Raw genomic sequence first — 10,570 nt, forward strand, 5'->3', positions numbered from 1 at the left:
GCGCCCGGGTGTCCGCGGCGGCGGCGGTCACCGGCGCCCAGAGGAGGAGGGCGAGTAAGGCGATCAGTGTGCGGATGAGACTGGTCCGGCGGAGCATGCCTGGACCCCCGTTTCCTGTTGCTGGTGAGAGAAGTGCTCGCACAGGAGCTTGCTGACCCCGGCTCGCCCTTGTCGAGGAACCGGGTGTCGCCTCCTTCCGGCGGGCAACGGGAAACACCCGGGAAACCCCCTTGGAGCAGGTGAGTCGCCGTCAGCCCGGGCCGTCGCAGGCCGCGCGGTCGTCGGTGAGGCGGACACCGGGCAGGAGCTTCGCGCGCGCCTCCGCGTCGACGCCCGCGTCCAGCCGGCAGATCCGTGCCAGCCGGGCGCCGGGATCGAGGTCCCACAGCCGTACGGTGCCGTCCGTGCCGGCGCTGGCCACCGTGCGCCCGCCGGGTGCGAAGGTCACGCTCCACACCGCGTCGGTGTGGCCCGTCAGGGTCGCCCACGGGCTCCGCCCGGCGACGTCCCACAGGCGCACCGTACGGTCGTTGCCGCTGCTGGCGAGCGTACGGCCGTCGGGTGCGAAGGCGATGCCCCGGACCGAGCCGATGTGACCGGTCAGGACGGCCTCCGAACGGCGTTCGCGGACCTTCCACAGCCGTACGGTGCCGTCGTTGCCGCTGCTGGCCAGCGTCCGCCCGTCAGGGGTGAAGGCCACGCTGCGCACCGCGCCGGTGTGGCCCTTCAGCGTGCCGAGCGGACGGTACGAGGAGACGTCCCAGAGCCGTACGGTCAGGTCGTCGGCGGCGCTCGCCAGGATCCGGCCGTCGGGGCTGAACGCGACGCCGTTGGCGTAGTCCCGGTGGCCGGTCAGCGTCGCCAGCGGCGCGCGCTCCGCCACGTCCCACAGGCGCACCGTGCGGTCGGCGCCGGCCGAGGCGAGGCTGCGGCCGTCGGGAGCGAAGGCGAGGGAGAAGACCTGCCCGGTGTGGCCGGTCAGGGTCGCCAGCGGCGCACGGGCGGCGACGTCCCACAGCCGGATCGTGCCGTCGGAGCCCGCCGACGCCAGGGTCCGGCCGTCGGGAGCGAAGGCCACCGAGAAGACGGCCTCGGTGTGTCCCCGGAGGGTCGCCAGGAGCCGGCGCCCGCGCACCTCCCACAGGCGTACCGTGTGGTCGGCGTCGGCGGTGGCCAGCAGTCGCCCGTCCGGGCTGTACCGGGTCTGCCAGGCCTGTGTGAACGGACGGGCCGTCAGTACGGGGCCGCCGAGGTCCCACAGGACGACGGACCGGTCGAAACCGGCCGTGGCGAGCAGGTCCCCGCCGGAGGTCACGGCCACCCCCATCACATAGTCGGTGTGACCGGCGAGCACGGCGGTCTGCCGGCCGCCGCGGACGTCCCACAGCCTGGTCGTCCCGTCGCCGACCGCGCCGACGACCGTGGCACCGCCGTGCGTGTACGCGACGGCGTTGATGTCGTCGTTGCTCCCGGACAGCGTCGCGTCGGGCCGGCTGTCGGGCCGGCCGTCGCTCACGTCCCACAGCCGTACGGTCCGGTCGACGCCCCCGGAGGCCACCTCCCGGCCGTCCGGGGAGAACGCCGCGCCCAGCACTTCGTCGGTGTGCCCCTCGAGCACGGCGAGGGGCCGGGCACGCTCGGTGTCCCACAGCCGTACGGTCCGGTCGGCTCCGGCGGAGACCAGGGTCCGGCCGTCGGGGGCGTGGTCCAGGGCGTTGACCATCCCCTTGTGCCCCTTGAGGGTGGCGGTGAGGCGGGGCGTGCGCGCGGTGTCCCACACCTGGACCGGCCCCTTGACGGTCGCGACGGCGAGGCGGTGTCCCCGGGGGTCGAAGGACAGCGCCCGGGCGCCCTCCGTGCCGTCGGCGAGCACGGCCGTCCTGCGGCGCCCGGCGATGTCCCAGAGGCTCACGGGCCCGTGCGTCGACGTCGCCGCGAGGGTGCGGCCGTCGGGGCTGAAGGCGATCGCGCGGACGGGCCCGGACAGCGTGAACGTGGCGGTCGTGCGGCGGTCCGACACCCGTCGCAGGGTCACCGTCCCGTCGGAACTGGCCGTCGCCAGGGTCCGGTCGTCCGGCGCGAAGGCCACCGCGTTGACCGGCCCCCGGTGACCGCCCAGCCGGGCGGAGAAGGGCTGGGACTGCGTGCTCAGCAGCGCGCCGCGCGCCTCCACGGTGACGTGGGCCCGGTAGGCCTCACCGGCCAGCAGCATCGACGCCTCCGGCCGGCCCCCGGCGAGCGACGCGGACCGCACCGCCAGCGCCTGGGAACGCGCGACGCGTTCCTGGCCGAGGGCGTTCTCACGCTGCTGGTAGGCGAGGCCTCCGGCGGTCAGGGCGAGCCCCAGCAGGACGGCGAGCGTCGCCAGCATCGACTGCCGGAGCCGGACCTGGCGTCTGGCCTGCCTCTCCAGGCCTTTCTGCTCGGCCAGACTCGCCCGGAGGAACGCCTCCTCGCCGGGACCGAGCCGGCTCCAGCCCTCCAGTTCGTCGGCCCAGGAGCGCACGGTGCTCAGCCGGGTGCCGCGGTACAGCGCGGACGGATCACGGCCGTCTCGCTCCCATTCGGCTGCGGCGTGCGCGAGTTGCTGGTGCAGGAGCAGCCCCGCGCGGTCGGCGTGGATCCAGTCCCGCAGCCGTGGCCAGGCGTGCAGCAGGGCTTCGTGGGCGATCTCGACCGTGTCGCTGTCCATGGTGACGAGCCGGGCCCGTACGAAGGCGTCGAGCGCGGCGGACGCGCCGTCCGCGTCGGCGAACTGCTCCCTCAGGGCGGCCGTGTTCATCCGGCGGCGGGTCGCCCCGCCGCCGTCCGCCACGTACACCAGGCGGGACAGGACGCGGCGGATCGTCCTCTGCTCGACCGGGTACAGCCGGGCGAAGACGTTCTCGGCGGTCCGCGCGATGGCGCCCCTGATCCCGCCGGCCCGCTCGTACCCGGCGACGGTCAGCGTGGATTCCTCGCGCCGCTGCCAGGTGGCCAGCAGGGCGTGGGAGACGAGGGGGAGCACACCGGACGGTGTCACGTCGGCTCCGGAACCGGCGTCCCTCCCGCTGTCCCGCGGTGGGCCGCCCGGCGGCGTGCCGGCCTGCTCGTCACGGAGTCCCGCGTCGCGCAGGAGCAGGGGCAGCAGGCCCGGTTGGAGCGTCAGACCGGCGAGCCGCGCAGGCCGGATGATGGACTCCCGTAACTCCCCGACGGACATGGGCGGCAGCACGAACAGTCCGTCGGTGAGGACCGGGGCCAGTTCGGGAAGGCCGAGGCAGTCGCCGGTGCAGTCGGCGCGGACGCCGAGGACCACGACGGCGGGGCCCTGCCCGCTCTCCTCCGGCCGGGGGGCCGCCAGCGCGCGGAGCACCCGGACGAAGGAGCGCCGCTCGTCGTCGTCCGCGCAGAGGGTGAAGAGCTCCTCGAACTGGTCGACGACCAGCACCGGCCGGCAGGGCGGGGGCCTGCGCTCGCCGGGCGGTGGCGGCGGGTCGTCCAACATCCCGCATACGGCCTCCAGCACCGCGTCGGGATTCCGGCGCACCTCGTCGACGGTGACGGCGAGGTCCCCGCCCACCGCTTTCGCGGTGCGCTCCAGGAGTTCGTCCAGAGGGCGCGCGGTAGGGGTGAACATCACCACCGGCCACCGGTCGGCGCCCGGCATGGGGAGGTCGCCGCGCCGCAGGGCGGGCACCAGCCCCGCGTTGAGGAGGGACGACTTGCCCGCGCCCGAGGGGGCGACGAGCATCAGCGGGCCGCTTCCCACCCGTTCGAAGACACGCTCCACCAGTGCGGCCGTCGCGCGCTCCCGGCCGAAGAACCAGTCCGCGTCCTGTGGGGTGAACGCCGACAGGCCGCGGTACGGACACGCCCCGTCGGACTGCCGTCCGGAAGCGGCGGCGTCGGTGCCGCCTCCGCTGTCGGCGGGCGGTCCCTCCCGTACGAGCCTGAGCAACTCCCCCTCGGCGCCCAGGACTCGGTCGCAGATCCGGGCGATGTCGGCGGTCGCCCGCTTCGTTCCGGTCTCGATCTTGCTGAGGTAGCCCTTGCTGTAGTGCGTCTGCCGCGCCAGGTCGGCCAGCGACAGGCCACGTGCCTGTCTGCGTCTTCTCAGTTCCGCGGGGAAGGAATGCGTGGTCGGCGCGCTCCGATCCCGCCCGTTTCCGTGGTCGGCTTCATGCCCGTGCTGCGGATCTCCCACGGAGTCCCCCATGCGGTGCGGCCGTGAGACGGTGGAATCCCAGGCTACTGCGGGGGTGGCCGGGTCGGCTGTACATTTCACCCGATGTGGCGAAAACACGAACGCCCGGAACCGCGGGGCGGTTCCGGGCGTTCGTCGCCGTGCGAACGGGTGGGCGGCTCAGGTCAGGTTGACCGCGCAGCCGCCGTTCACCCACCGGTGCGACCTGATGTTGTCGTTCACCACCGGGCCGGTGGTGAAGAAGTTGTCGGAGAGGTTGTCGGCGTACAGCTCGCCCGGCTGGAGGCAGGCGTGGCCTCCCTGGTGGTCCGCCAGGAAGTAGAACGCGACGATCGACAGGCTGCCGGTGAACCCGCGGTTCATGACCGACGAGGCCCTGTCGTTGGCGGAGCCCCAGTTGCTGCTGTCGCCCGGCGTGGCCATCAGCTGGGTGCCCTGGCAGTCGAAGCCGTCCCAGGCGTACATGTTGCCGTTGCGCGGGCCCCACTTGCTGTCGCAGCCGGGGCCGGCGACGGTGCTCCCGGACGCCTGCGCGGCGGTGGCGGGTACGGCGAGGCCCAGGGCTGCGAGCCCGAGGACCGCCGCGGTGACGGTGAACTTGCGCATGCTGTTTCCCCTCGTTGGTGTCACTCTCGGTACATCGGTGGTGCGTCGGTGGTGCGTCGGAGCCGGTGTGCCGGGCGGTCGCCCGGCACACCGGCGCCGTGGGACGGTGTCCGCCCGGAGCACGGCAGGGTCAGCCACGCTCCGGCACGATGCGCACCGCCCGGTCGTAGGCCTGCCGGCCGAGGCGCCGGTGGGTGTCGATGTCCTCGCCGAACCGGTCACGCAGGCGGTCCAGACAGTGCGTCTCCCGTGCCGTCGCCACGGCACGCAGGGAGGTCTCCCGGGCGCAACGCGCGTCCGCGACGGCGGTCCCGCGCTCGGCGGCGAAGGCCTCGTCCGCGCGTGCCTCGCCCAGTCGGCTGGTGCGGCCGCGGACGGCGTCGCGGGCCGCCCCGGGATCCTCGTAGGGCTGTCCCGCCCGCTTCATGCACCGCGCCCATGCCCTGAGCGCCGAGGTCAGCCGGCGGTCCGCCATCAGCTCCTCGCCGTACAGGGCGCCCAGTCCCGAGACGGTCTTGCTCGTACGGAACCAGGCGGCCGGATCGCCGTAGAGCGTGCGCTCGGACTCCTCCGTGCAGCCGCCGAGGCGTTTGCGGATCTCTCCGCCGGCGGGCAGCGGCGCCCTGAGCATCTCCGCGTCGTCCCCGCCGTCCAGTGCGATGTCGAAGGCGGCACGCCTGGAGGCGGAAAGGCTCTGCCGGTAGGTGCCGTTGGGATTGCGCTCGCGGACCCGCAGGCTCTTCGCCTCGATACGTCCCCCGTACCCGTGCGTACGGGCCCACGCCACGTCGTCCTGCACGAAGCGCACCGGGCGGCTCTCCTGGAGCGTCAGGCCACGGTCCTCCCAGTAGGTGAAGCCCTGGCGGTCCATACACTGCCTGATCAGACGCTGTTGCGCGTCGGCGACGCGCAGTTCCTGCTGCCAGGTCAGTGCCGGAGGACGCGGCCGCGGATCCCGCTCAGCCCGGCGACCGCCCTCGTCGCCCCCGTCGGCACATCCGGTCGCGACGGCCGCCACGGCCACGCACAAGGACACGAGCACCCGCCTCATGACCTCGCCCCCCCTTCACCGCCGCTTGCTGACGGATCCAGAGTTGCCCCGCTGCCGGCGGAGGTCGACGGGTTTCCTGTTGCCCGCCGGGACGGCCGGCCGGGAAACAAGGCGTGAGCAGGGGGAACGCGGGGGGAGAGGCAACGCGGTGGGAGCCGTCGGAGGCGGTGGGCTTGGGGGGTGAGGAGCGGGGGCGCACGGCCACTGTCGCGACCGGGTGACGGGGTCGACCCGGGCGGCTCAATGGGCCGCCGGGACGGGGCCGTGGAAGCCGGGAGCCGCGGTCATCCGTCTCCGGCCGGTCGGCGGTCGACGGGCGGCGCCGAGAGCAGTCTGCTGTCTGTCGTACTGCACGAGCGCTTGGGCGGCACCACCACCGCGAACGAACCGCTCTTTGGTCCGGAGCAGTTGTCAGCGGCGGGCGATATCCTCACAAGACGCTTGTGACACATGTGTCTTACGACCACGGGGGGTGTCCATGCACGGCCGCGATCAGAATTTCCCTCAGGACTGCCCGGGCGGTCACCCGGGCATGTCGACCGGGGCGGGGATCGACGTCCAGCGACAACTGGAATCGCTGATCCAGGACTTCCGGGCCGGCGACGCTCCCATGCCGGTGATCGTGCTGCATGCCGAGGATGCCGCCGACGACGACCGCGTCACCGAACTCGTCGACGAACTGCGCGAAGGGCAGCAGCGCCACGGAACGCGCCTGGCCGTCGCCCCGACCGAGCCGCAGCCGGGAGACCTCGACCCCACCGCGCAGGCCGTACGGCTGCTGCGTGACCTCGGCGACAGCCGGAAGTGGGGCGACCGTTCCGCCGCGTACCGGCCCTACTCCTTCCCCCGCCTGAGCCTCGTACGTGCACTCCAGGAGGCCACCGACGACCCAGAGATGCGGGAGCACTGGCCGACCGCCCCGGCGGGCACCCCGGACGGGAACGCGCAGCGGGAACAGGCCCAGACGCACCTACTGCGCATCCTGGCCCGGCAGCGCTGGCGCCCCCGCAGACCCGCGCGCCGCAACCGGCAGGTGCTGCTCAACGACGTGCAGCAGTTCCTCCCCATGGGTGTCCTGGGAGCCTTCACCGCGCTGCTCACCCGTCCCGAGTGGTACGTCGCCGTCCTGGCGGGCATCGGGCTGATGATCCTGCTCGCCGCCCTGAACCACGTGCCCGGACGCGCGCCCCTCTTCCTGTGGCTGCGCAGGGAGAGCCGGTGGTTCCTGACCACGACGTTCCTCCAGTCCGCCGCGCGCCGCCAGTCGACCAGCGTGCGGCTCCTGCGACCCGTCCGCTCCTGGCGGGCCATAGCGGCCCGCGCCTACGACGTGTCCGAGGCCATGCGCGAGGGCGGCTCGTTCCCCCTCCAGCTGTACGTGCTGGCGCTCTTCGAGGACCTGCGGGACGGCCACCGGCGCGGCAGCTGGGACCTGCGGGGGCTGAAGCGGACCCGGCCGCCCGTGCTGTTCCTGCGCCGGGTGAGCCGGGAGAACGGCGGCATTGAACTGGTCAGGGCGGTCAGTGACGTCCGCAGCCGGCGCAGCGAACTCGACCCGCTGCTGATCGTGGCGGGCGTGGCGACGGACGACGCGGCGCTGCTCGACCGGGGCGCGGAGACGAGCGCGCCGGTCAACCGACCGCAGCCCCAGCTCCGGTCCGGGCCCTCGCGCCTGCAGCAACGGTTGCGGCACTGGTACGACGAGTGGGCCGGGAACCTCCGGGCCGATCAGTCGCCCAGCAGGACCAACGCCCTGCCCTGGGTGCTCAGGATCCCGCTGCCCCGTGACGAGCTGATTCAGCTGCGCCAGGCGGACTGGCGGTGCGTGCGGGCCGGGCACCGGCCGTCCGTGGCCCGTGTCGTGTGGTCGGCGCACAGCCTGATCCTGGTCCTCGCCCTCGCCGCCACGGTCGGCGTCGTCCACGCCCGCGACCTGCACCGGACGTACTGCTCGGCGGGCCTGCTGACCGCCGACCGCGACACCGAGCTGCGTCCCGCGCCCGGGGGCGGCACGGAGTGCGTCGGCATAGCCGCCTCGGACGTACGGTTCGGCGCTCACCTCTCCGGCGGAGCGGACGAGGAGGGCGGGAGGCTGCGCGAGCTGGAGGAGCTGGTGCACGCCGAGAACGTCGAGGTGCTGCGCGACCGGCCCGGTGCCTACGTCACCGTGGTGTACGCGGGACCGCTGAGCTCGGCCGCGGTGGACCCGTCCCTGGTCAAGGGCGCCGAGGAGCTGGCCGGCGTCTACCTCGCCCAGCGTGTCGTCAATGAGAACTACCGGGTGAAAGTGCGGGTGCTGCTCGCCAACGGCGGCGCGGACATGGGGCACCAGCGTGTCACGGCCGACGCGATCGCCGAGTACGCCGACCGCGACCCGACCGTCGTCGGCGTCGTCGGCTTCGGCCGTGACCTGCAGAGCAGCCCCGACGTGACGCGCCGACTCCACTCGGCGGGACTCCCCGTCGTCTCCGGCACCAACTCGGCGACCTACCTGCCGAAGGAGTTCTCCAACTGGTTCAGCCTCGCCGCTCCCGACGAGCACCAGGCGGAGGCGCTCGGTCTCGTCGCCCGGCAGCTGCGCGGCCGGGACAGGGCCCCGCACGCCCTGGTGCTGGCGCGTGACACGAAGGAGTCGCAGGACCGTTACACCAGCGAACAGGCTCTCTACGGCGGGGAGATGCTGGAGCGAGAGGGCTTTCGGCTGCTGCCTGCACGGACCTACCGGGTGGCGAACGGCAAGCCCGAGCTGCGGCTTCACGCGGAGAGCATCTGCCGCGGCAAGAACGTCCCCTCGGTGATCTACTTCGCCGGACGGGTCGAGGACGTCGGTCCGCTGATGACCCAGCTGGGCGTCGAACCGGGCTGCGCGAACCGGGAGATTTCGATCCTCACGGGTGACGACCTGAGCAAGGCCAAGTTCTCCGGCACGGGCGGCAGGGACGGCGTGGCCCCGCGGATCACGCTGTACCACGCCGCCCTGGCCGAGCTGCGGGAAGCGGCGTCCGGGACCGCCTTCTACCAGGACGCCGCCGAGCACCTCCCCTGGCTCGAGGACGGGGAGGCCACGTACGACGCCCCCGACTTCGCCAGCGGTCAGACGGCCCTCGCCCACGACGCCACACGTGCGCTGTACTGGGCGGCCAGCCTCGGAGACGTACGCCAGAGCCCCGCCGCGACCTGGATCAACCTCAGGGGCGTCAAGCTCGACGGGATGGCCACCGGCACGATCGACTTCACCGACGCACCCCTGTACGGCGAACGGCATGGCCACAGCATCGTCCTCGCACGGGTCCGTCGCACTCCGGCGGGCGTGTCGAAGGCGGAGGTCCTGTGCAGCAGACCGGCGGGCAACACGGAACCGCTCGATGTGAAGGAATGCTCGATCAAGTGAGTCGGGAGCCGGGCACCGAACCGGCAGGAGGCGCGGCGACGGCTGAGGGGCCTCGCGTTTTTCGGACAGGGATCTGGCCGGGGTCAATTCATGCGGTGAGTCGCAAATTCTCCAATGCGGCGTGAACTTCGCGCGGAGGGCGGTAACCCACTGCCGAATGAAGGCGTTTGAGATTGTACCAGAGTTCGATGTATCTGATGATGTCCCGTCGGGCTGCCTCGCGAGTGGGGTAACTCATGCGCGATACCTGCTCATTCTTCAGGGCTCCGAAGAACGATTCGGCCATGGCGTTGTCGAAACAGATTCCGGTCCGGCCGGCCGACCTCCGCAAGCCGAGCTCCTGAAGGACGCCTGCGTACTCGGCCGACATGTAGTTGCTGCCGCGGTCCGAGTGGAATATTGCGCCCTTCGCGAGCCTGCGATTCCGTGCCGCGTTGCGGACGGCCCGGGCTATCAGCGGCGTCTGGTAGTGGTCGTCCATCGCATAACCGATGACCTCCTTCGTACAGCAGTCGATAACGGTCGCCAGATACAGCCACCCCTCGCCGGTGGGTATGTAAGTAATGTCGCCGACGAGCTTTTCGCCAGGAGTTTCTGCGGTGAAGTCGCGGCCGACGAGATCTGGCACCGAGCCTGCGACTGCCTGGGTGAGGGACCACCGCTTCGGACGGGGCTGGCAGGGTACCAGGCCCAGCTCACGCATCAGCTGACGGACGAGTTCGGGGCCGGCGGCGTGGCCCCAGCGCAGCAGCTGGGCGTGGATTCTCCGGTATCCGTAGGTGCTGTCGGACATGCCGAACGCTCTATTGACAAGCAGCTTCAATTCCTCGCGCCGCCGGGCCGTCACTGAATCGGGACGGCACCGCCAGCCGTAGTAGCCCGACTTGGACACGCCGAGGTGTTCGCACATGAACTCGACGGGGTACGCGTACTCCGCGGTATCGAGTCGCATCGTTTCGATGAACTCGTACTTGCTCGCTACCGGGGATCCTTCGCGAAGTACGCCGCGCATTTTTTTAGGAAGGCGTTCTCCATCTCGACCTCGCGAATGCGGCGTTCGAGTTCCTTGAGCCGGGCCCGCTCGTCCACGGCGAGCGGCTCGGTCTGCTTCCCGTGCTCGCGCTCGTGTCGGCGCACCCAGGTGCGGAGCGTCTCGGGATTCATCTCGAGTTCCCGGGCGACCTGGGCGATGGGCTTGTTTGATTTCAGGGCCAGCTGGACCGCTTCTTCGCGGAACTCCGGCGAGTACGGACTTGGACGTGCCACTTGCTTCTTCCCTCGATTCCTTACAGGACAACCCTATTGGGTCCCTGTCCGGGATCTTCGGGGCCCCTCA

The 10,570-nt window shown here is 72.0% G+C and carries 5 protein-coding genes; 1 reads left to right on the forward strand and 4 read right to left on the reverse strand.

Annotation, left to right across the window (positions count from 1 at the left end; all coding sequences use genetic code 11):
- Positions 1 to 250 precede the first annotated feature (250 nt).
- From B9S61_RS16375 to B9S61_RS16385, 3 genes are all read right to left on the reverse strand, one after another.
- Positions 251 to 4,186, reverse strand: coding sequence for a helix-turn-helix domain-containing protein (locus B9S61_RS16375; protein ID WP_103542924.1), 3,936 nt, complete (start codon positions 4,184 to 4,186; stop codon positions 251 to 253).
- A 159-nt stretch (positions 4,187 to 4,345) separates the two neighbouring features.
- The gene (locus tag B9S61_RS16380; RefSeq protein ID WP_103542921.1) at positions 4,346 to 4,792 is read right to left on the reverse strand and encodes a hypothetical protein; all 447 of its coding nucleotides are present in this window, start codon (positions 4,790 to 4,792) and stop codon (positions 4,346 to 4,348) included.
- Positions 4,793 to 4,922: 130 nt separating this feature from the next.
- Positions 4,923 to 5,843 carry a hypothetical protein gene (locus B9S61_RS16385; protein ID WP_258039687.1) on the reverse strand — a complete coding sequence of 307 codons (921 nt, stop codon included), beginning with the start codon at positions 5,841 to 5,843 and terminating at the stop codon, positions 4,923 to 4,925.
- Between the two features lie 532 nt (positions 5,844 to 6,375).
- Here B9S61_RS16385 and B9S61_RS16390 point away from each other — a divergent pair.
- Positions 6,376 to 9,234 carry a branched-chain amino acid ABC transporter substrate-binding protein gene (locus B9S61_RS16390; RefSeq protein WP_103542922.1) on the forward strand — a complete coding sequence of 953 codons (2,859 nt, stop codon included), beginning with the start codon at positions 6,376 to 6,378 and terminating at the stop codon, positions 9,232 to 9,234.
- A gap of 88 nt (positions 9,235 to 9,322) precedes the next feature.
- On the opposite strand, the gene B9S61_RS16395 is transcribed toward B9S61_RS16390, so the two are convergent.
- Positions 9,323 to 10,500, reverse strand: a protein-coding gene (locus B9S61_RS16395) for an IS3 family transposase (protein WP_103542923.1) whose coding sequence is annotated in 2 segments (ribosomal slippage) — positions 9,323 to 10,239 and positions 10,239 to 10,500 — 1,179 coding nt in all. Because the reading frame shifts where the segments join, the coding sequence is not laid out codon by codon here.
- Between the last annotated feature and the right edge of the window lie 70 nt (positions 10,501 to 10,570).

Origin of the sequence: Streptomyces sp. SM1 (assembly GCF_002910825.1) — a bacterium.
Taxonomy (GTDB): Bacteria; Actinomycetota; Actinomycetes; order Streptomycetales; family Streptomycetaceae; genus Streptomyces; species Streptomyces okerensis.